General features: G+C 67.3%; 21 protein-coding genes. 10 read left to right on the forward strand and 11 right to left on the reverse strand.

Going from position 1 to position 21,931, the window contains the following annotated elements; all coding sequences use genetic code 11:
* Positions 1-8: 8 nt before the first annotated feature.
* The 6 genes from typA (at position 9) to AC5DRG_RS34600 (ending at position 8,362) form a co-directional block, all read left to right on the forward strand.
* Positions 9-1,916, forward strand: coding sequence for a translational GTPase TypA (typA, locus tag AC5DRG_RS34575; protein ID WP_491803481.1), 1,908 nt, complete (start codon positions 9-11; stop codon positions 1,914-1,916).
* Between the two features lie 604 nt (positions 1,917-2,520).
* A complete protein-coding gene (locus tag AC5DRG_RS34580; RefSeq protein WP_491803483.1) occupies positions 2,521-4,143 on the forward strand; it encodes a peptide ABC transporter substrate-binding protein in 1,623 nt (540 codons plus the stop codon).
* Positions 4,144-4,281: 138 nt separating this feature from the next.
* A complete protein-coding gene (locus tag AC5DRG_RS34585) occupies positions 4,282-5,214 on the forward strand; it encodes an ABC transporter permease (RefSeq protein ID WP_491803485.1) in 933 nt (310 codons plus the stop codon).
* On the forward strand, positions 5,207-6,154 hold the full coding sequence (locus tag AC5DRG_RS34590; protein WP_491803486.1) for an ABC transporter permease: 948 nt from the start codon (positions 5,207-5,209) through the stop codon (positions 6,152-6,154). Before AC5DRG_RS34585 ends, AC5DRG_RS34590 begins: the two co-directional genes overlap by 8 nt.
* A gap of 11 nt (positions 6,155-6,165) precedes the next feature.
* Positions 6,166-7,221 (forward strand): ABC transporter ATP-binding protein, encoded by a 1,056-nt coding sequence (locus AC5DRG_RS34595; RefSeq protein ID WP_491803487.1) that lies wholly within the window; start codon positions 6,166-6,168, stop codon positions 7,219-7,221.
* A complete protein-coding gene (locus AC5DRG_RS34600) occupies positions 7,214-8,362 on the forward strand; it encodes an ABC transporter ATP-binding protein (RefSeq protein WP_491803488.1) in 1,149 nt (382 codons plus the stop codon). The genes AC5DRG_RS34595 and AC5DRG_RS34600 overlap by 8 nt, the downstream gene beginning before the upstream one ends.
* A 73-nt stretch (positions 8,363-8,435) precedes the next feature.
* Here the strand turns inward: AC5DRG_RS34600 and AC5DRG_RS34605 are convergent, their stop codons facing one another.
* From AC5DRG_RS34605 to AC5DRG_RS34620, 4 genes are all read right to left on the reverse strand, one after another.
* Positions 8,436-8,726, reverse strand: coding sequence for a hypothetical protein (locus AC5DRG_RS34605; RefSeq protein ID WP_491803489.1), 291 nt, complete (start codon positions 8,724-8,726; stop codon positions 8,436-8,438).
* 3 nt (positions 8,727-8,729) lie between these two features.
* Positions 8,730-9,104: a DUF6247 family protein gene (locus AC5DRG_RS34610; protein ID WP_491803490.1), complete on the reverse strand. Its 375-nt coding sequence runs from the start codon at positions 9,102-9,104 to the stop codon at positions 8,730-8,732.
* 89 nt (positions 9,105-9,193) lie between these two features.
* A complete protein-coding gene (locus AC5DRG_RS34615) occupies positions 9,194-9,403 on the reverse strand; it encodes an ATP-binding protein (protein ID WP_491803491.1) in 210 nt (69 codons plus the stop codon).
* 15 nt (positions 9,404-9,418) lie between these two features.
* On the reverse strand, positions 9,419-9,610 hold the full coding sequence (locus AC5DRG_RS34620) for a hypothetical protein (RefSeq protein WP_491803492.1): 192 nt from the start codon (positions 9,608-9,610) through the stop codon (positions 9,419-9,421).
* Positions 9,611-9,746: 136 nt separating this feature from the next.
* Between AC5DRG_RS34620 and AC5DRG_RS34625 the strand changes: the two genes are divergently transcribed.
* Positions 9,747-10,631, forward strand: coding sequence for a helix-turn-helix domain-containing protein (locus AC5DRG_RS34625; RefSeq protein WP_491803493.1), 885 nt, complete (start codon positions 9,747-9,749; stop codon positions 10,629-10,631).
* Between the two features lie 10 nt (positions 10,632-10,641).
* The gene (locus tag AC5DRG_RS34630) at positions 10,642-10,836 is read left to right on the forward strand and encodes a DUF397 domain-containing protein (protein WP_491803494.1); all 195 of its coding nucleotides are present in this window, start codon (positions 10,642-10,644) and stop codon (positions 10,834-10,836) included.
* Positions 10,837-11,246: 410 nt separating this feature from the next.
* On the opposite strand, the gene AC5DRG_RS34635 is transcribed toward AC5DRG_RS34630, so the two are convergent.
* Together AC5DRG_RS34635 and AC5DRG_RS34640 are read right to left on the reverse strand one after the other, a co-directional pair.
* Positions 11,247-12,158 carry a hypothetical protein gene (locus AC5DRG_RS34635; protein WP_491803495.1) on the reverse strand — a complete coding sequence of 304 codons (912 nt, stop codon included), beginning with the start codon at positions 12,156-12,158 and terminating at the stop codon, positions 11,247-11,249.
* A 190-nt stretch (positions 12,159-12,348) separates the two neighbouring features.
* Complete coding sequence (locus AC5DRG_RS34640; protein WP_491803496.1) at positions 12,349-13,281, reverse strand: S1 family peptidase; 933 nt, start codon at positions 13,279-13,281, stop codon at positions 12,349-12,351.
* A gap of 388 nt (positions 13,282-13,669) precedes the next feature.
* Here AC5DRG_RS34640 and AC5DRG_RS34645 point away from each other — a divergent pair, with 388 nt between their 5' ends.
* Entirely contained in the window at positions 13,670-14,068 is a 399-nt protein-coding gene (locus AC5DRG_RS34645) for a VOC family protein (protein ID WP_491803498.1), read from the forward strand.
* Here the strand turns inward: AC5DRG_RS34645 and AC5DRG_RS34650 are convergent.
* The 5 genes from AC5DRG_RS34650 to AC5DRG_RS34670 form a co-directional block, all read right to left on the reverse strand.
* The gene (locus AC5DRG_RS34650) at positions 14,058-15,056 is read right to left on the reverse strand and encodes an ABC transporter ATP-binding protein (RefSeq protein WP_491803499.1); all 999 of its coding nucleotides are present in this window, start codon (positions 15,054-15,056) and stop codon (positions 14,058-14,060) included. The two genes, AC5DRG_RS34645 and AC5DRG_RS34650, sit on opposite strands and share 11 nt — an antisense overlap.
* Positions 15,057-15,139: 83 nt before the next feature.
* On the reverse strand, positions 15,140-16,132 hold the full coding sequence (locus AC5DRG_RS34655; protein WP_491803501.1) for an ABC transporter ATP-binding protein: 993 nt from the start codon (positions 16,130-16,132) through the stop codon (positions 15,140-15,142).
* Entirely contained in the window at positions 16,129-17,061 is a 933-nt protein-coding gene (locus tag AC5DRG_RS34660) for an ABC transporter permease (protein ID WP_491803502.1), read from the reverse strand. The genes AC5DRG_RS34655 and AC5DRG_RS34660 overlap by 4 nt, the downstream gene beginning before the upstream one ends.
* Entirely contained in the window at positions 17,058-18,122 is a 1,065-nt protein-coding gene (locus AC5DRG_RS34665; RefSeq protein WP_491803503.1) for an ABC transporter permease, read from the reverse strand. The genes AC5DRG_RS34660 and AC5DRG_RS34665 overlap by 4 nt, the downstream gene beginning before the upstream one ends.
* Before the next feature lie 3 nt (positions 18,123-18,125).
* Positions 18,126-19,967 (reverse strand): ABC transporter substrate-binding protein, encoded by a 1,842-nt coding sequence (locus AC5DRG_RS34670; RefSeq protein ID WP_491803504.1) that lies wholly within the window; start codon positions 19,965-19,967, stop codon positions 18,126-18,128.
* A gap of 329 nt (positions 19,968-20,296) precedes the next feature.
* Between AC5DRG_RS34670 and AC5DRG_RS34675 the strand changes: the two genes are divergently transcribed.
* Positions 20,297-21,931, forward strand: coding sequence for a peptide ABC transporter substrate-binding protein (locus AC5DRG_RS34675; protein ID WP_491803505.1), 1,635 nt, complete (start codon positions 20,297-20,299; stop codon positions 21,929-21,931).

Consider the following 21,931-nt stretch of genomic DNA (forward strand, 5'->3'; position numbering starts at 1 on the left):
GCCTCACTATGGCCACGCGCCACGACATCCGCAACGTCGCCATCGTCGCCCACGTCGACCACGGCAAGACCACTCTGGTCGACGCCATGCTCAAGCAGGCCGGTGCCTTCGCCGCGCACGCCGCCGAGTCGCTCGACGACCGCATGATGGACTCGAACGACCTGGAGCGTGAGAAGGGCATCACGATCCTGGCCAAGAACACGGCCGTGAAGTACCACCCCAAGGATGGCGGCGACGTCATCACCATCAACATCATCGACACCCCGGGCCACGCCGACTTCGGCGGCGAGGTCGAGCGCGGTCTGTCGATGGTCGACGCCGTCGTGCTGCTGGTCGACGCCTCCGAGGGGCCGCTGCCGCAGACCCGGTTCGTGCTGCGCAAGGCGCTGCAGGCCCGGCTGCCCGTCATCCTCTGTATCAACAAGACGGACCGCCCCGACTCGCGCATCGACGAGGTCGTGAACGAGGCGTACGACCTCTTCCTCGATCTCGACGCCGACGAGGAGCAGATCGAGTTCCCGATCGTCTACGCGTGTGCGCGTGACGGCGTCGCCTCGCTGACCAAGCCGGCGGACGGCACCGTCCCGGCCGACAGTGACAGCCTGGAGCCGTTCTTCTCCACGATCCTCTCGCACGTCCCGGCTCCGGAGTTCGACACCGAGGCCCCGCTCCAGGCGCACGTCACCAACCTGGACGCCGACAACTTCCTCGGCCGTATCGCGCTGCTCCGCGTCGAGCAGGGCGAGCTGCGCAAGGGCCAGACCGTCACGTGGATCAAGCGCGACGGCACGATGTCCAACGTGCGCATCACCGAGCTGCTGATGACCGAGGCGCTCACCCGCAAGCCGGCCGAGATGGCGGGCCCCGGTGACATCTGTGCCGTCGCCGGTATCCCGGACATCATGATCGGCGAGACCCTCGCGGACCCCGAGAACCCCATCCCGCTCCCGCTGATCACGGTCGACGAGCCGGCGATCTCGATGACCATCGGCACCAACACCTCGCCGCTGGTCGGCCGGGGCGGCACCGGCAAGGGCGCGGAGAACAAGGCGGCCGTCAAGGACCGCAAGGTCACCGCCCGTCAGGTCAAGGACCGCCTCGACCGCGAGCTGGTCGGTAACGTCTCGCTGCGCGTCCTGGACACCGAGCGTCCCGACGCCTGGGAGGTCCAGGGCCGTGGTGAGCTCGCGCTCGCCATCCTGGTCGAGCAGATGCGCCGCGAGGGCTTCGAGCTGACCATCGGCAAGCCGCAGGTCGTCACCCAGCAGGTCGACGGCAAGACGTACGAGCCCGTCGAGCGCATGACGATCGACGTGCCCGAGGAGCACATGGGCGCGGTCACGCAGCTCATGGGTGTCCGCAAGGGCCGGATGGACAACATGTCCAACCACGGCTCGGGTTGGGTCCGTATGGAGTTCGTGGTGCCCTCCCGCGGTCTCATCGGCTTCCGTACCGAGTTCCTCACCGGCACGCGCGGCACCGGAATCGCCCACTCCATCCACGAGGGCCACGAGCCCTGGTTCGGCGTGCTGGCGACCCGTAACAACGGCTCCCTGGTCGCCGACCGCGCCGGTGCCGTCACCGCGTTCGCGATGACGAACCTTCAGGAGCGCGGCGTGCTGTTCACCGACCCCGGCACCGAGGTGTACGAGGGCATGATCGTCGGCGAGAACTCGCGCTCCGACGACATGGACGTGAACATCACGAAGGAGAAGAAGCTCACCAACATGCGGTCGTCCTCGGCCGACTCGTTCGAGGCGATCGTGCCGCCGCGCAAGCTCTCCCTGGAGCAGTCCCTGGAGTTCTGCCGCGACGACGAGTGCGTCGAGGTCACCCCGGAGGCCGTTCGCATCCGCAAGGTGAACCTGGACGGCCGTGAGCGCGCCCGCGCCGCGAGCCGCGCCAAGAACGGCTGACGCTCCGCCAGTTGGGCCTCAGGGCCGGGCAACACCGCACACGGCGGTGTTGCCCGGCCTGTCGCGTGTCGGGGTGAGTGCGGGGGAGTGGGCTGGATCACGAGGGTGCGCGGGAAATCGTAGGGAAAACCCTCCCTCTTGGCTCAGACAGCTCACAGGCGGCTGGAATCGCACTACGCTGCTGCCTGCGTCAGCCCGCGCATCCGCGCCATGTAAGAACATTTCGGGCCACGCCGGAGCGTCACATGCTCCCTTGCACGGCGATCGCCGTCATCGCAACAGGGTTTCCACTCTTCCCCGTCCGGAATCCGGACCCCTGTGACCGATAGGTGTGTAACAAGTCCGTTTCGCAGGGATCTTTCGGCAAACCCTTTGTCCAGATTTTGGAAGATGTACGGACCAGGTGTGATCGAACCGAGACCAAATGAGTGTGGTTCGGGCGATGGCCGATGGCAGATAGTTAGGCGCGTAGAGCTCGGGTCATGCGCTGCAGGCGGCGCCGACTCACGAGCGTGGGGGCACCTGACTATCTCCGGCACCGGTGACGGTGGCGTGTCGTGTGCTCCCCCTTGCGGTGAACCAATGGACTCATGAGGAGGAACCCATGCGTGGTGCCAAGAGCGCCAAGTGGGTCGCGATAGCCGCTGTGGTGGCGCTGGCCGCGACCGCCTGTGGTGGCAGCGATGACAGTGCCGGCGACAGCGATGCCGCGATCAATGCGAATGGCACATTCACGGTCGAGTCCGGTGAGCCGCAGAACCCGCTGCAGCCGGCCAACACCATGGAGTCCTACGGCAGCATCGTGATCAACTCGCTCTTCACGGGGCTTGTTGACTACGACGCCAGCGGCAAGATCGTGTACATGAACGCCGAGTCCGTCGACTCCACGGACAACAAGACCTTCACGGTCAAGCTGAAGTCCGGCTGGAAGTTCCACGACGGCACCCCGGTCACCGCTGAGTCCTACGTCAAGGCCTGGAACTGGGCCGCGAACCCGGACAACAAGCAGACCAACAGCTTCTGGTTCTCGGACATCAAGGGCTACTCCGAGGTCGCGCCCGACGAGGGCAAGCCGACCGCGACCGAGATGTCCGGTCTGAAGGTCGTCGACGACAGCACCTTCACCATCGAGCTGACCTCGGCGATCCCGTACTTCGTCTACAAGCTCGGCTACCAGGTCTTCTCGCCGCTGCCCGAGTCCTTCTTCAAGGACCCGGCGGCCGCCGGTGAGAAGCCGGTCGGCAACGGTCCCTACGAGTTCGTCAGCTGGGACCACAAGAAGGCCATCACGGTCAAGAAGTACGCCGACTACAAGGGCTCGAACGCGGCGAAGAACGGCGGCGTGGTCTTCAAGAACTACTCCACCCCCGAGACGGCCTACGAGGACCTCAAGTCCGGCAACCTGGACGTCATCACCCAGATCGCCCCGAAGGACCTGCCCGTCTACAAGACGGACCTCGGCGACCGTGCCATCGACCAGGCCTACTCCGCGATCCAGACGATCGTCCCGGCCTTCTACACCAAGCAGTGGAAGGACATCGACCCGAAGGTCATCCAGGGCCTGTCGATGGCGATCGACCGCGACACCATCACCAAGACCGTGCTCCAGGGCACCCGTGAGCCGGCCACCGGCTGGGTCGCCAAGGGTGTCCTCGGCTACAAGCCGAACGTCGCGGGTGACGTCACCACGTACGACCCGGCCAAGGCCAAGGCGCTCATCAAGGAGGGTGGCGGCGTTCCCGGCAACGCGATCACCATCCAGTACAACACCGACGGTGGTCACAAGGAGTGGGTGGAGGCGGTCTGCAACTCCATCACCAACGCCACCGGCGTGAAGTGCGCCACCGACGCGAAGGCGGACTTCCAGGCGGACCTGGACGCTCGTGACGCGGAGGAGGTCAAGTCCATCTACCGCTCCGGCTGGGTGCTGGACTACCCGTTCATCGCGAACTTCATCCGCGACCTGTACGGCTCCAAGTCGTCGGGTAACCAGAGCGGTTTCTCCAACGCGACGATCGACAAGCTGATCACCGAGGCCGACAGCGCCGGCACGCTGGAGGAGTCGGAGGCGAAGTACCAGGAAGTCGAGGCGCAGCTCGTCAACTTCATGCCGAGCATTCCGCTCTGGTACTACAAGGTCAACGCGGGCTACTCGGAGAAGGTCTCGGGCGTCAAGTTCGGCCAGGACGGTGACCCGATCCTGACCGGCGTCGAGGTCAAAAAGTAACCGCAGACAACCGGTTGCCCGGGGCGCGCCCGTCGCGCTCCGGGCAACGGCAGCGGCTGGGGGGCCCTTTCCATGCGCATCGCGACGCGGTGCACTTGGGAAGGGCCCGACTGCTGCTGTGACTTATATGGAGGCATGATGGGGCGCTATGTCGCACGACGACTGCTCCAGATGATCCCGGTGTTCATCGGCACCACCCTGCTTATCTTCCTCATGGTCTACGCCCTGCCCGGCGACCCCGTGCGAGGCCTGTTCGGCGACAAGGCCGGCAGCCCCGCCGTGATCGCCTCCCTGAGACACCAGTACGGGCTCGACCAGCCGATCCTCGTGCAGTACTGGGACTACATGAGGGGCATCATCCTGCACGGGGACTTCGGCACGCAGATCGGCAGCGGCCGTCCCGTCACCGATGTGCTGGGCGACGCGTTCCCGGTGACCCTGCGGCTGGGCGGCTTCGCCTTCGTCATCGAGCTCGTCGTCGGCATCAGCCTCGGCGTCTTCGCCGGCCTGCGTGCTGGTCGAGCCGCCGACACCACGGTCCTGCTCATCACGCTGCTGCTGATCTCGGTCCCGGTGTTCGTCCTCGGCTTCATCCTCAAGTGGATCTTCGCCGACGAGCTGAACTGGCTCGAACCGAACGTCAGCGACCCGTCGAACTACGGTCAGTTGCTGATGCCCGCGGTCGTGCTGGCCACGGCGTCACTCGCCTATGTGTCCCGGCTCACCCGTACGTCGATCGCGGAGAACATGCGGGCCGACTACGTCCGCACGGCCATCGCCAAGGGCCTGCCCCGGCGCCGGGTGGTGACGGTCCACCTGATGCGCAACTCGATGATCCCGGTCGTCACCTACCTCGGTACCGACATCGGCGCCCTGCTCGGCGGTGCCGTCGTCACCGAGGGCATCTTCAACATCCAGGGCGTCGGCGGCACGATCTACCAGTCGATCGTCCGCCGGGAAGGCACCACCCTCGTGGGTCTGGTGACCATCCTCGTTCTCGTCTACCTCGTCGCCAGCCTCCTTGTCGACCTGCTCTACGCGGTCCTTGACCCGAGGATTCGCTATGCCTGACATGACCAAATCCGACACCGCCACCGCCACACAGGACGCCGTGGCCACCGCCACCCCGCCCAGCGCGCCGGTCAAGGCCGAGAAGGCCCGCAGCCTGTGGGGCGACGCCTGGCAGGACCTGCGCCGCAACAGGGTCTTCATCATCTCGGCGGTGCTGATCCTGCTGTTGATGACGATCACCTTCTTCCCCGGCTGGTTCACCAGCGCCGACCCGACCTACGGCGACCTGTCCAAGCACTACCTGCAGAAGCCGCAGCTCGGAAAGGTCTTCTCGCCGGAGTGGCTGGGCTACGACCAGCAGGGCCGCAGCGTCTACGCCCGGCTCATCTACGGCGCCCGCGCCTCCATAGCCGTCGGCTTCGGCACCACCGTCCTGGTGACCATCGTGGGCGGCCTGGTCGGCATGATCGCCGGCTACTTCGGCGGGGTCGTCGACTCGATCCTGTCCCGGCTCGTCGACGTGTTCTTCGGCATTCCGTTCCTGCTGGGCACCATGGTCACCCTCAACTCCTTCCCGGAGCGCACCACCTGGGTCGTCATCGGCGCCCTGGGGTTCTTCGGCTGGACCCAGCTCGCGCGTGTGATGCGCGGCGCGGTGATCACCACCAAGCAGGCCGACTACGTCCAGGCGGCCAAGGCCCTCGGTGCGAGCACCACGCGCATTCTGTTCCGCCACATCCTGCCGAACACCCTGGCCCCGGTGATCGTCGTCGCCACCATCTCGCTCGGCGTCTACATCGGCGCCGAGGCCACGCTGTCCTTCCTGGGCCTCGGCCTCAACGGCGTCTCCTGGGGCAACGACATCTCCGACGGCGGCAACCAGATCCGGGTGGCTCAGTGGATCATGCTCTATCCGTCGATCATGCTCACCATCACAGTGCTGGCGTTCATCATGCTAGGTGAGGCCGTCCGCAACGCCCTCGACCCGAAGATGCGCTGAGGGAGGCGTACGTGACCATCATCGAAGAAGTTTCCGTGCCCTCGCCGCGCGACGGCGAGACCTACGGCGGCCCGCTGCTCGAAGTGCGTGACCTGCACGTCGAGTTCAAGACCCGCGAGGGCCTGGTCAGGGCCGTCAACGGCGTCAACTACAGCGTGAGCGCCGGTGAGACGCTCGCCGTGCTCGGCGAGTCCGGCTCCGGCAAGTCCGTGACCGCGCAGGCGATCATGGGCATCCTCGACATGCCGCCGGCGAGCATCCCGCAGGGCGAGATCCTCTTCCGCGGCCAGGACATGCTGAAGATGTCCGGCGAGGAGCGCCGCCGGATCCGCGGCCGCCGTATCGCCATGATCTTCCAGGACGCGCTGTCGTCGCTGAACCCGGTGCTCAGCGTCGGCTACCAGCTCGGCGAGATGTTCCGCGTCCACCAGGGCCTCTCCAAGAAGGAGGCCAAGGCCAAGGCGATCGAGCTGATGGACCGGGTGAAGATCCCGGCGGCCTCGGCGCGGGTGAACGACTACCCGCACCAGTTCTCCGGCGGAATGCGCCAGCGCATCATGATCGCCATGGCGCTGGCCCTGGAGCCGGACCTGATCATCGCCGACGAGCCGACCACGGCCCTCGACGTCACCGTCCAGGCCCAGGTCATGGACCTGCTCGCGGAGTTGCAGCGCGAGTACCACATGGGCCTCATCCTGATCACCCACGACCTCGGTGTCGTCGCCGACGTCGCGGACAAGATCGCCGTGATGTACGCGGGCCGCATCGTGGAGCGCGCCCCGGTCCACGAGCTGTACAAGCGCCCGGCGCACCCGTACACCAGGGGTCTGCTGGACTCGATCCCGCGCCTGGACCAGAAGGGCCAGGAGCTGTACGCGATCAAGGGTCTGCCGCCCAACCTGCTCCATGTGCCGACCGGTTGCGCCTTCAACCCGCGCTGCCCCAAGGCCCAGGACGTGTGCCGGGAGCAGATCCCGGACCTGCTGCCCGTCACCGAGCAGGACGGCACCGAGCTGGTGGGCCGCGGTTCGGCGTGCCACTTCTGGAAGGAGACGCTCCATGGCTGAGCTCAGCAAGAACGACGAGCCGCAGGACGCCACGCCGAACGTCTCCGAGGTGGACGTCGTCGACGCCCGCACCGAGGAGGAGGCGGTCGCCGCCGTCGAGGCCCCGGTCGAGCGCGGCGAGCCGATCCTCCAGGTGCGCAACCTGGTGAAGCACTTCCCGCTCACCCAGGGCATCCTGTTCAAACGGCACATCGGCGCGGTCAAGGCCGTCGACGGCATCTCCTTCGACCTGTACCAGGGCGAGACCCTGGGCATCGTGGGCGAGTCCGGCTGCGGCAAGTCCACCGTCGCCAAGGTGCTGATGAACCTGGAGCGGGCGACCGCCGGCGAGGTCTTCTACAAGGGCCAGGACATCACCAAGCTGTCCGGCCGCGCCCTGAAGGCCGTACGCCGCAACATCCAGATGGTGTTCCAGGACCCGTACACCTCGCTCAACCCCCGTATGACGGTGGGCGACATCATCGGCGAGCCCTTCGACATCCACCCCGAGGTGGCCCCGAAGGGCGACCGGCGCCGCAAGGTCCAGGAACTCCTGGACGTGGTGGGCCTCAACCCGGAGTACATCAACCGCTACCCGCACCAGTTCTCGGGCGGCCAGCGTCAGCGCATCGGCATCGCCCGCGGCCTGGCCCTCAACCCCGAGATCATCATCTGCGACGAGCCGGTCTCCGCCCTGGACGTGTCCGTCCAGGCGCAGGTCATCAACCTGATGGAGCGACTCCAGGACGAGTTCAACCTCTCCTACCTCTTCATCGCGCACGACCTGTCGATCGTCCGGCACATCTCGGACCGCGTGGGCGTCATGTACCTCGGCAAGATGGCGGAGATCGGCTCCGACGAGCAGATCTACGACCACCCGACGCACCCGTACACCCAGGCACTGCTCTCCGCCGTGCCCGTCCCGGACCCGGACGCCCGTGAGCACCGCGAGCGGATCATCCTGACCGGCGACGTGCCGTCCCCGGCGAACCCGCCGTCCGGCTGCCGCTTCCGCACCCGCTGCTGGAAGGCCCAGGACAAGTGCGCCGAGGAGGTCCCCCTCCTCGCGGTCCCCGAGCGCTTCCAGGGCCAGGACACCCCGGCCGCACACGAGTCGGCGTGCCACTTCGCCGAGGAGAAGGACGTCGTCCACGCGGCCTGACGTCCGATTGGCAAGCTCTCGGTTCCCGGTACCTGTTGACCCAGGTGCCGGGAACCGGCTGAACCGCCCCGGCTCAGAGGAAGTCGAACGGCGGGATGATTCGCGTGATCGCAATGAGGCGCAGCCGGGGCACCGGCAGCGCGTAGAACCAGCCGTCGGACAGCAGCGGGATGCGGCGTACGCCGCCTGGAACTCCGTGCCGGGGTCCCTCGCCGATGTCCGTCACGTCGACGCCGACCTCGGCCAGCGCGACCAGCTCAGCCGCCAGGCGCTCGACTTCGTCGACGATGGACTGTGGGAACCCGGCTGCGACGTGCTCGGCGTCCGGGTCGTACTCCCAGCGCCAGGCCTCCTCGTCCCCCATGCCTCAGACCCCCTTGGTGCGCTCGACACCGGCCTCTACGCATGCCACGTCCAGGATCCGGCCGATCTCGGCCGCGATGGCCCGCGCTTCTTCGACGCTCTCGGTGGTAGCGGCACGTGCTTCCAGGACGCGCAGCCTGGCGGCCCGCTCGGGGTGCCGCTCCAAAGCTACGTACACCGCCCACTGGCCCACGAAGCGGCGCATCGGAGCCGCGCTGACCTGTTCGCGTGCCTGTTGGAGCGCCGTGGAGCGTTCGGCGTCGAACGTGGGCAGGGCGCCGGGCGCCAACTGTGCCAGGGCGGCCCGTAGCTCTTCCGGGGTGCTGGCTGGCTGGGGTGTGACAGAGTTGCCGGAGCCTGGGTGTGCGGCGGTGCTCATGTGCGGTCTCCTCAGGGCGATGCGGCGGTCTGCCCGTTGAACGTCAGCGTACCTGCGAGGCTGCGGTGCGGGCTGGGCCTGTGGACAACTCATGCTTCGCCCTCACTCTTCTTCGGTACGACGCTGAACCACACCGCCTTGCCGTGCAGGTAGTCCCGCACACCCCAGTGATCGGCGCACGCCTCGACGATGCCCAGTCCGCGTCCGCTCTCGTCCTCTTCCGAGGGTGCGCGGAGCGCGGGTGCGCCCGAACCGTGGTCCCACACCGTGACGCGGAAGTCCTCCGGAGTGCGTTCCATGCTGACGTAGGTCTCCTAGGTCGAGCAGCGGTAAGCGTTGGTGACGACCTCCGAGACCAGCAACTCCACGGTGTCGACGATGCAGTTGAGTCTGGCGGCGGCGAGGATGCTGCGGATCGTCGCGCGGACGACGCGGACGGCGCGCGGGTCGTGGGGGACGGTGAGGCCGTACGTCCAGAGGGGCTGGGGGGTTTCGGGCGTGCGCATGTGGCTGGTCTCCAGAACGAGTGCCTTGCGTGATTGGTGCCACACTGAAGGTAGCGGCATTGGTTGCGAACTCTCAACCTCCTTGTGGAATTGGTGCGTGGATGATTACGTGCAGGCGTGGTGATGAGGAGGACTGATGGGGCTGAGGGGCAATCCCACGTATCGGCAGCGGCGATACGGTTCCGAGATCCGGGCTCTCCGGGAAGAGGCTGGGCTCACTGCTGCGCGGGCTGCTGAGGCGATGAGTATGAATGCCTCGCACATCAGTACCGTGGAATCAGGCCGCACGGGGCTGTCGGTGGATCGACTTCGTCGGCTCGCCTCCACTGCTAGTTGCGAAGACTCCACTTATCTGGAAGCCCTGGCTGAGCTGGGGCAGGCGGACGGCAAGGGCTGGTGGACGGAGTATCGAGATCGGGTACGTCCTTCGCTGCTCGATCTGGCGGAGTTGGAGGACGCCGCAGCCGAACTCATCAACTATGAGCCGCTGTTCGTTCCGGGGCTGCTGCAGACCCGGGCGTACGCCGCTGCCATTCATCGACGCGGATACGCGCGTGCCACGCATCAGGACCACGAACTTGCCGTCGAGTTCCGCATGCAACGCCAACGTGTTCTGACCGGCGAATGTCCGGCACGTCTCCACGCGATCGTGCACGAGGCCGCCCTGCACCCATCGCTGGGCGACCCAGGGATCATGCGGGAGCAGCTGCAGCGGTTGATCGAAGTGTCCCGGTTGCCCCATGTGACGGTCCAGGTGCTGCCGTTCGACGGGCCAGTCCCCTTCGGCACGTCGTTCACACTCGTCGCTCCCTCCGCGCGACGGCTCAGCACGGTGATCGTGTCGCACATTGAGAAGTCGCTCTACTTGGGCGATGCCGAGGCCCTTGCCAGATACGAAGAGCTGTTCGCTAGCCTTCGGTCGGTGGCACTGCCTCCGGTGGACGCGGGAGTCCCGCCCGAGGGGCACGCTGCCAAGGACTCGTTGGGATTGATCCAGCGGGTCCTGTACCCGTTGCTCTAGGAAGGCGTGCATGGCCCAGCTCAGGTGGCAGAAGTCCAGCTTCAGCGAGGGGGGAGCCGACACCTGCGTCGAGGTGGCACTGGATCGAACCAGCACCCCCCACCTCCGTGAGAGCGACACCCCCGCCACAGTCATCGCCATCAGCTCCTCGGCCCTGTTCGCCTTGCTCGACCGGGTCAAGAGCGGTTCGATGACGGGCCGTTGACCGTACCGGCGTATCCCCGCATCGAGAAGTCCCCATACGTGCCCCCTGCCGAAGGGCTGGAGGTACCAGGCCCAGCTTGGGATGGCATCCCGCGTGATGGTATGCGACCTGCTCGACACCTTCCGGTGAGCCGCGCGTCCGCCTCCCATGTGGGGCACGGCTCCCGCTCCGCGCCTGGCTGACCTGCCGTCAGTACCTCGGGTGGCCCCGATCCGCCACGGTGTGGCGGTGACCTGTGCATTCCGCGTAGTTGATCGGCTACACCACCTGGTGGGACGCCATTCGACGGCTCCCTGCTGTACGCGAACGAGCGGACGCAGAAGGTGAGTGGCGGCGACGTTCCTGGGCGGTGCGGGTGGTGCGCGGGGGAGCGCCAGCGGCCGTGGATCGGCGCTCGAGACCGCAGTTTTCTAGGTCCAGCTCGGCGACAGCCCGTTGGGTTCGCCGTACGGCACCGGCCGGCCGGTGAGGGCGTCCAGGAGAATGCGGTCACCGAGCGGCTTCCGCAGCTCCACCTTCACGCTCTGTTCGGTCAGGTCAGCGCTGCAAGGGCCGGTCTGTGCCCCGGCGATGGAGGCATACAGCACAACGTTCTCGTCGGTTTCCAGCACCTTCACGACGGGGCCGTCGTCGCAGGATCCGTGAGTGGCCCTCACTGTGATGGACCGGCCGTCCAGCGCCGTCCCAGCCAGTCGGGCGACCCGCCTGAGACCGCCCGCAGACCCTTGCTGAGCTTGTTGGATCGGTGTTTTGGGAAGCTTTGACGGGGTGACGGCGACACGCTTGAGTGGGGTGTCGTAGCCGTCGAGCGTGAACAGCCAGGCGGGAACGGTGGCCGTGCCTCGGCTCGTGGTGATCGTCGTTTCGCCGAGCCTCGCTCCCGTCACGGTCAGCCGGGGTCCCTCACTGCTGTTGAGGTCGAACGACTGGTACGCCTTCTTGGCCCCCCACAGCGGGCGGTTCAGAGTGTCACCGCTTCTCCAGTCCACCTTCCCTTGCCGGGTGGTAGTGGTCGGCAGATTGCCGTGCAGGACGAAGTTCTTGGTCTCGTAGGCCTGTTCGTCCGCCTGGCTGCGCCAACCGGATTCTGGTATCTGTACCGCGTCGGCCATCGGGTAATAGCCCTCGCTCCAAGCAGCGGCGGACGCGGATTCCCGCCAGGCGTCAGCCACTTGCCGGGCGCGCTTCTCCTGCTTCTGCAGCGACTGACTGTTCACATGGCCATCGTCGGCGCCCTGATCATCGCCGCAACCGGCAAGGAGGCAGGCACCCAGGAGAGGCGCGAGTAGCAGGTTGAGGGGACGCTTCGCTTGCGTGTTCATGGAGTTCCCTTGGACGTCGCCGACGACGGATTCCCTGCTGAAAGCATGGCGCTGAGACTGGTCAACTCCTGGCGCCAGCCCCGGGTCTGCACCTTCGACGCGGAGGGGGGCATCCGGGTTCACTCACGGACTCTCGCGCCGCCTGCGGCATTCCCGTCAAGACCGCGGGCGGGGAGCGGTAGTGCGCGGCCTAATAGACCTTCAGGTCCTGCCAGGAGAGCACGAGGTAGACCGGCTCGTACCAACTGGAACGATCTGATTGGGCGTCGGAATCTCCACATGGCTCTTCGAGGTAGTTGCCGCCCGACGTGATGCCCACGGCCGTTTCACCGCTGAAGAGGACCCCTCCGCTGTCACCTTCCACGTCGCAGTTGCTCGCCTCGATCATGTGGTTGAGCTTGATGCCGTCGGTGTAGGTGACCGTTGCGTCCGTTGAGAGCACCTTGCCCACCAAGTCCTGGCTCATGGTTCCCACGCGCTTCACCTTCTCGTCCTCGAACGCAGAGGCGGAACGCGAAATCTGCCCTTCCGAGCCGTCCCTGTACTGGATCGTCCCGTACGGAGTGACGTCAGGGTTGGTGTACTCCACCACTCCGTAGTCGGACTGGTATGTATCGGTTCCGTAGCGCCAGTCGATGGCCGGTCCGAGGGGAACGCTTCCGTTCCTTCGGGACCAGTTGACAGCGCCATCTCTCATGCAATGTCCGGCAGTGAGCATGTACTTCTTGCCGTTGTCGTCCTGCACGTTGAACCCGGCGCTGCAGGTGCGTACCCAGGTCGTTCCACCGGAGGTGTATTCCGACGTTATGCCCAGACCGCCGCGCATGGCGTAGGCGGTCGATTCGATCTTGCCGGAGCGTTCCGTTATGTCGACCGCATCTCCGTATCCAGAGACGGCATTTTCAATGCGGGACCTGTCGGCGGTGGAAACCCCGTCGTAGATCTGTACGTTCACCCGGTTGCTGCTCTGGTCTATGCTCCAGGCGGTGTTGGGAATCCCTGGCAGTTGATCCAGCTTGGCTTTGGCGGAGCCGAGGTCGGCCGTGCCGTAGGTGACGACCTCTGCTATCGCGCCGGCACCTCGCACGGTTTCTGCCGCAGCCCGATCGGTGACCGCCACCACGAGTCGTCCGTACCGGTTAGTAGACACCGGCCGCACGCTCGTTGCCTAACTGACCAGCAATCGCTGCTGCCTTGGCTGGGTCGGTAAGCGGTGGCGGCGCCGCGTGGGCGGCGGTTGTGGTGGTTAGCGTGAGCACTCCGCCGATCGCCGCCGCGATCAATCCCCGGTACTCGTGACGTCTTCGCATCTCCGGCCCCCATATTCTCGAAGGATGCACCCTTGGTGATCGACACACTTCGTGCGAGGTTGGTGAATCAAGATTGCCAGATAGTGAACTGTGCATGACAATATTGTCGATGGTGGCCTATTGGCCTGAACTCGCAGACTGCGGCCAAAAGAAAACCCTGACAGCGGAGGGCCACAGCTCGTTCACACGTAGGAGATCGAGATGCTGCACCACATCGAGCTGTGGGTCCCCGATTTGCCCCGAGCGGTCCGCGAATGGGGCTGGCTGCTCGGCCGGCTCGGCTACGACCCGTACCAGGACTGGGAGCACGGTCGCAGTTGGCGGCAGGGGACGACGTACCTCGTCGTGGAGCAGTCCCCGGCGATGACAGGCGGCCCTCACGACCGGATGCGCCCGGGCCTCAACCACCTGGCGTTCCACGCCGGAAGCCGCAGCGAGCTGGACGCCCTCGCGGACGAGGCCCCCGGCAACGGCTGGGCGCCGCTCTTCGCGGAGCGGTACCCGCACGCGGGCGGCCCCGAGCACTACGCGGCCTATCTCGCCAACTCGGACGGATTCGAGGTGGAGTTGGTGGCGGAGGACGAGGGAACTACCCGGTAGCCCGAGCCCAGTGGCACGCCACCTGTGCCTCGCCGCTCCCGTCCAGCACCCCCGGGTCCTGGGTCCGGCAGGCGTCCGCGACACCCGCCCGCTCCGCCTCCCCACCCGCCAGGACCTGACACCGGACCCGGAAGCGGCAGCCGGAGGGGATGCGGGACGGATCCGGGGGCTCGCCGGCCAGGACCACCGGGTCGCCCGGTGCTTCCGGCAGGACGGACAACAGGGCCTGGGTGTACGGGTGTCGGGGCGCCGTCAGTACCTGCTCGACGGCGCCGGTCTCCACGATCCGGCCCAGGTACATCACCGCGACCCGGTCGGCGATGTTCCACGCCAGGCCGAGATCGTGGGTCACCACGAGGGCGGACAGCCCCAGTTCGGCGCGCAGCCGCAGCAGGAGGGCGAGGATCTCGCCGCGCACCGACGCGTCCAGCGAGGCCACCGGCTCGTCGGCGACGATGAGTTCGGGCCCCAGGACGAGCGCACCCGCGATGACGACACGCTGCCGCTGGCCCCCGGACAACTCGTGCGGATACCGCAGGAAGAAGCGCTCGGGCGGCCGCAGCCCGGCCCGCGAGAGCGCCTCGGCGACCGCCGCCCGCTCGTCCCCGCCGGCCCCGTGGATACGCAGCCCCTCGGCCACCGCGTCGTACACCGTGTGCCGGGGATTGAGGGACCCGGACGGATCCTGCAGCACCAGCTGCACGCGCCTGCGATAGGCCTTCAGAGCCCGCGAGGAGTACTCCAGCGGCTTCCCCCCGAAGCTGACGCGCCCGGCGGTCGGCGCCACCAGCCCGAGCAGCGAACGGGCCAACGTCGTCTTCCCGCAACCTGATTCGCCGACGAGCGCCACGATCTCCCCGGCCCGGATGTCGAGTTCGACCCCGTCGACGGCCCGGGCGGGAGCGTCCCCGTGCCGTCCGGGAAAGGTGACGTGCAGGCCCTGGGCGCTGAGGAGGGGGGCCTGCACGGCAGTAGGTGCTGTAGTCATGCGGTGCTCCTAAGCGGGCCTGGCGAATACAGGGTCAAGGGGCGCGGGGCTGTGTACATTTGCGGCTCCGCCGCGGGGCGCGATCAGCCCCCACCGGCCCGCAGCGAACGATCCACCGGAACCGCCGTCACATGCACACAGGCCGCCCGCCGCTCAGCCCCAGCATCAGCGTCTCGCAACGCCTGGTCCTCCATCTCGCACTCCGTCAACGCCACCCCACAACGAGGATGAAACGCGCACCCCGAAGGCAGCGCAGACGGATCAGGCGGATCCCCCGCAAGCCCCTGCGGGGCGAACCGAGACGCCGGGTCGCCGATACTCGGGAACGCCGACGACAGAGCCTTCGCATACGGGTGCAGCGCATCCTCGTAGACCTGTCGTGCGGGACCCTCCTCCACCACCCGCCCCGCGTACATCACCGCGAGCCGATCACACGTGTCGGCCAGCACAGCCAAGTCGTGGCTGATCATGATGAGGCTCAAGTCCTGCTCGCTGACGAGCTGTTCGATGAGCCGGAGGATCTGCGCCTGGATCATCACGTCGAGCGCGGTGGTCGGTTCGTCGGCGATGATCAGCCGGGGGTCGCAGGCCAGCGCCATGGCGATCATCGCGCGCTGCCGCTGCCCGCCGGACAGTTCATGCGGGTACGCCGCAGCCCGCGCCGCCGGCAGCCCGACCTGCTCCAGAAGCTCGCCGGTGCGCTTGCGGGCCCCGGCCGCCGTCGCCCGGCGATGCAACAGGATCGGCTCGGCGATCTGGTCGCCGATGCGGTGGACGGCGTTGAGGGAGTGCATCGCGCCCTGGAAGACGATCGAGGCGCCCGCCCAGCGGACCGCCCGCACCTGGCCCCATTTCATGGTCAGGACGTCTTCGCCGTCCAGCAGGATCTGCCCGCTGACACGGGTCCCGGCCGGTAGCAGCCGCAGCAGCGCCAGCGCCAGCGTCGACTTGCCGCAGCCCGACTCGCCCGCGATACCGAGCTTCTGGCCGGCCGCCAGCGACAGGTCGACACCGCGTACGGCGGCCGCCCCGCCCGCGTAGGTCACATTGAGGTCCCGGACCTCAAGGAGCGTCAACGGGCCACCCCCAGCCTGGGGTTGAGAACGGACTCCACCGCACGCCCGCACAGCGTGAACGCCAGCGCGACCAGGGCGATCGCGATGCCCGGCGGCACCAGATACCACCAGTCGCCGGAGCTGACCGCGCCCGCCTCGCGCGCCTCCTGGAGCAGCCCGCCCCAGGACACGACCGTCGGATCGCCGAGCCCGAGGAAGGCGAGGGTCGCCTCGGCGAGGATGGAGGAGGAGATGATCAGGGTGGCCTGCGCGAGCACCAACGGCATCACGTTGGGCAGCACATGCCGCGACATGACGTGCCAGTGCCCGCCCCCGAGCGCCTTCGCACGCTCGATGTACGGCCGTGACTCCACCGCCAGTGTCTGCGCCCGCACCAGCCGGGCCGTGGTCGGCCAGGACGTCACGCCGATCGCCAGCACGACCGTGCCAAGAGAGCGGGACATCACGGTGGCCAGGGCGATGGCCAGCACCAGCGTCGGCATCACCAGGAACCAGTCGGTGACCCGCATCATCACGGTCGCGTACGCCCCACGGAAGTGCCCGGCGGTGACGCCGACCACGGCGCCGATCCCCACGGAGATCAGGGCCGCGAGCAGCCCGACGAGCAGCGAGACCCGCGCGCCCCAGATGAGCAGGCCCAGCAGATCGCGCCCGAACCGGTCGGTGCCCAGCGGGAATTCACCGCTCGGGCTCTCCATCGGCCGGCCCGGCGCGTCCGTCACGCTCGCGACGTCCGAGCCGACCGTCAGCGGCGCGGTCAGCGCGACCAGCGCGAAGAGGGCGAGCAGGGTCAGGCCCAGGAGGCCGGCGCGGTGGGTGCGGTACCGCTTCCAGAACCGGACGACGGAGTCGCGACGCCGCTGCCGGGCGAGCTGCCGTGGACTGGCCGGCGCTTGCACGGCCGGGGGAGGAGTGGCCTCGGCAGTCATCGGCCCACCCTTGGATCGAGGAACGGATAGAGCAGATCGGCCAGCGTGTTCATCACGATCACCGCCGCCGCGAAGACGAAGAACAGCCCCTGGACCAGCGGGAGATCGGGCACGCTCAGCGCCTGGTAGAAGAGCCCGCCGAGCCCCGGCCAGGAGAAGACGGTCTCGACGAGGATCACCCCGGCGACGGTCCGGCCCAGGTTGACGAAGATCAGCGTCATCGTCGGCAGCATCGCGTTCGGCACGGCGTGCCGGCGCCGGACCAGGTCGTCCCTGAGGCCCTTGGCGCGGGCGGTCGTCAGATAGTCGCCGCCCATCTCGTCGAGCAGCGCCGAGCGGGTGACGAGGAGCGTCTGGCCGTACTCCACCGCGACCAGGGTCACCACCGGCAGGACGAGATGGTGGGCGACATCGAGGACGTACGCGAAGCCGGTCTCACCCCCCGACTCCATGCCACCGGTGGGGAACATCCCGGGGATCGGACCGATGCCCACCCCGAACACGATGATGAGCAGCAGGCCCAGCCAGAACGACGGGATCGAGTAAAGGGTCAGCGCCAGACCGGTGTTGAGGCGATCGCCGAGCCCGCCGTGCCGCCAGGCGGAGCGGGTGCCGAGGTAGACGCCGAGCACGGTGTACAGGACGAAGGCGGTGCCGGTGAGCAGCAGGGTGTTCGGCAGCGCCTCGGTGATCTTGTCGATGACGGGCGCCCGGAACTGGTACGAGGTGCCGAGGTCGCCGGTGAGCGCCTTGCCGCAATAGTCCGTGAACTGCTGCCACAGCGGCAGGTCGAGCCCGAACTCCCTGCGATAGGCGGCCAGTTGCTCGGCGGACACCTGGCGGCCGCCCGTCATGGTCTTGACCGGGTCGCCGGGGATGAGCCGGAAGAGGAAGAAGCTGGTGACGAGGACGGCGAGCAGGGAGACGGCGGCGCCGCCCAACTTGCCTGCCCCGTACCGCAGATAGGCGGTCCGGTGATGGCGCGGGCCGCGGTCCGACGGGGCGGCGAGGGCCGCCCCGTCGGGCTCCGCGACCGACGCGGATGGTGCGTCAGCGGTCATCGGTTATTCGCGGTCCTCTGCACTGGCCCGGCGGCGCATCACGAAGAAGACGGCGGCACCCGCGACGACCACGATCCCTCCGACCGTGCCCGCGATGACCCCCGTCGAACTGGAGTCGTCGGACGAGCTGTTGTCAGCGGCCGGCACCGCCGACCACCAACTCCAGTAGCCGTCCTGGCCGTAGATGTTGCCCGCCTTCTTGGGCATGGTGGTGATCGACTTGATCTGGTCCGTGCGGTAGGCCTCGACCGCGTTCGGGTACGCCATGACGTTCATGTACCCGAGGTCGTACAGGCGCGACTCCATCTGCTTGACGATGTCCGCCCGTTTGGCCGGGTCGTACTCGGCGAGCTGGCGCGCGTACAGGTCGTCGTACGTCTTGTCGCAGATGAAGTTGTCGGTCGCGCCCACGTCCTTGGGCGTGGCCGGCAGGGATCCGCAGGTGTGGATCGACAGGACGAAGTCGGGGTCGGGGTTGACGGACCAGCCGTCGAAGGCGAGGTCGTAGGTGCCGGCCAGCCACGGGTCACTGACGTTGTCCAGGCAGTCGAGCGTCACGCCGATGCCGAGGTCGCCCCACCACTCCTGGAGGTACTGGCCGACGGCCTTGTCGTTGGGGTCGGTGGCGTGGCACAAGATGCGGTAGGTGATCGGCTTGCCGTCCTTGCCGACCCGTTTGCCGTCGCCGTTCTTCTTGTAGCCGGCCTGGTCGAGGAGCCCGGCGGCCTTCGTGGGGTCGTAGGCGAGTTCCTGGCTCGCCGACGGTTTCCAGAAGTACGACGAGAAGCGCGGCGGGATGTAGCCCTCGCCCTCGACCGCGTGGCCCTGGAAGACCTTGTCGATGAGGGTTGTACGGTCGACGGCCATGAACAGGGCGTGCCGCACCTGCTCGTCGAGGAGCGAGGGGTCTCCGTCGCCGAACTTGTCGCCGTTGGCGGCCTGAGCGCCCGGGTTGGTGGCGAGGGCGTAGAAGCGGCGGCCGGGGGCGTCGTTGACGTGGATGTTCTTCACGCCCTTGAGGGACGCGGCCTGAGCGGGTGTCAGGGAGGGCGAGCCGGCGACGAAGGAGACCTCGCCCTTGCGCAGGGCGGCGACGGCGGCGTCCTGGTCCTTGTAGTAGCGGAAGACCAGCTCGTCGAACTTGGGGGCCCCGCGCCAGAAGTTCTTGTTGGCCTTGAGGCGGACGTAGCTGTCGGCCTTGTAGTCGGTGAGGACGAACGGGCCGTTGCCGACGATGGGGAAGCTCTTGTCGTTGTTGAACTTCGAGAAGTCGTCGACCTTCTCCCACACGTGCTTGGGCACGATCGGGACGTCGAGGGCGGCCATCGTGGCCTGTGGCTTCTTCAGCTTTATGACCAGCTGGGTGGGGCTGGGAGCGGTCACCGTCTCGAAGTTGCCGACGAAGCTGCCGTTCGCGGTGGCGGCGCCCTCGTCGGTCATCATCTTGTTGAAGGTCCAGGCCGCGTCCTCGGCGGTGGCCTGCTGTCCGTCCGACCACTTGGAGTCGGAGCGGATCGTGTAGGTCCAGGTGAGCTTGTCGGCGGACGGCGTCCACTTGGTGGCGAGCCCCGGGATCGTGTGGGCGTCGCCCGGGTCGTAGTTGGTCAGGTACTCGTACATCAGCCGGTGGATGCTGGTGCTCACCAGCCGGGACGCCAGGAACGGGCTGAGCGAGTCGACGCTCTGGGCGACCGCGACGGTGAGGACCTTCTCGCCCTCCGCCGCGGCGGCCTGCCGGGGCGCCGGGCCGAGCGGTGCCACGAGGGCGGCCGTCAGCGTGAGGAGGGCGGCGAGGGCGCGGGCGCGAACTCTGTGGGGGGAACCGTGCTGATCATGTCGCTTCATAGAACCTGACCTCGCGTCATCCATCGCACACGAACGGTTTCCCGGTGTCTATCAGCGCCGCTCCGGGCCCGTCAATGGCGCCTTCACCCCCGGTGGCCTGCGGAAATAACAAGTTGATATGACCGACACCCTCAGAGGTCCAGACCTGTGAAGCGCCCCTGGTGAGGGGCTGACGGCCTGTTGGGGCCCTGCGCGCACCCGGACGGGTGGATCCGGCGTGCGAATGATCCATTTGCGGATGATATTGGCCCGTAACGGACAGCGTCCCCGCACCGGCGGTACATGCCGGCACGGCGCAGTGCACGGCGCACAGATCGAGGAGGCACTCCATGCGTGGAGCCACGCACGCCAAATGGGCCGCATGCGCTGCGGCGGTAGCGCTCGCGGCGACGGCCTGCGGAGGTGGGGACAGCGACGGCGGCGGCGGTGACACCGGCGCGGTGTTCAGCTCCTCGTGGGGCGACCCGCAGAACCCGCTGGAGCCGGCCAACACCAACGAGGTGCAGGGCGGCAAGGTCCTCGACATGATCTTCCGGAGTCTGAAGAAGTACGACCCGAAGACCGGCGAGGCCAAGGACATGCTCGCCGAGAAGATCGAGACGACGGACTCGCAGAACTTCACCGTCACCGTCAAGGACGGCTGGACCTTCAGCAACGGCGAGAAGGTCACCGCCAAGTCCTTCGTGGACGCCTGGAACTACGGCGCCAGTTTGAAGAACAACCAGAAGAACGCGTACTTCTTCGGGTACATCGACGGCTACGACAAGGCGCACCCGGAGGACGGCAGCAAGCAGACGGCCGACACCCTCTCCGGTCTGAAGGTCGTCGACGACACGCACTTCACCATCAAGCTCAACCAGAAGTTCTCGACCTTCCCCGACACCCTCGGCTACCCCGCCTTCGCCCCGCTGCCGCAGGCGTTCTTCGACGACCACGACGCCTGGGTGGCCAAGCCGATCGGCAACGGCCCGTACACGATCGACTCGTACACCAAGGGCTCCCAGATGTCCCTGCGCAAGTGGGCGGAGTACCCGGGCGACGACGCTGCCGAGAACGGCGGCGTGGACCTCAAGGTCTACACCGACAACAACACCGCCTACACCGACCTGATGGCCGGCAACCTCGACCTCGTCGACGACGTCCCCGCCGCCCAGCTCAAGAACGTCGAGAGCGACCTCGGCAACCGCTACATCAACACCCCCGCCGGCATCATCCAGACGCTCGCCTTCCCGTACTACGACAGCGACTGGAGCAAGGACGGCATGGAGAAGGTCCGCACCGGTCTGTCCCGGGCGATCGACCGCGAGCAGATCACCGAGACCATCTTCAACAAGACCCGCACCCCGGCCTCCGACTGGACCTCACCGGTCCTCGGCGAGGCGGGCGGCTTCAAGGAAGGCCTGTGCGGGGACGCCTGCGAGTACGACCCGGACGCGGCGAAGAAGCTGGTCGAGGAGGGCGGCGGCCTTCCCGGCGGACAGATCAAGATCACGTACAACGCCGACACCGGCTCCCACAAGCAGTGGGTCGACGCGGTCTGCAACTCCATCAACAACGCGCTCGACAACGACAAGGCCTGCGTCGGCAACCCGGTCGGCACCTTCGCCGACTTCCGCACCCAGATCACCGACCAGAAGATGTCGGGCCCCTTCCGCGCCGGCTGGCAGATGGACTACCCCCTCATCCAGAACTTCCTCCAGCCGCTCTACTACACCAACGCCTCCTCCAACGACGGCAAGTGGTCCAACAAGGACTTCGACAAGCTCGTGGACGAGGCCAACGCCGAGAGCGACACCAGCAAGGCGGTCGGCCTCTTCCAGGACGCCGAGGAAGTCCTGCGGGACGACATGGGCGCGATCCCGCTCTGGTACCAGAACGGCAGCGCCGGCTACTCCGAACGCCTCTCGGACGTGGCCCTCAATCCCTTCAGCGTCCCCGTCTACAACGAGATCAAGGTCAGCTGA

The sequence above is a fragment of the Streptomyces sp. JLBG701 genome (assembly GCF_058544905.1).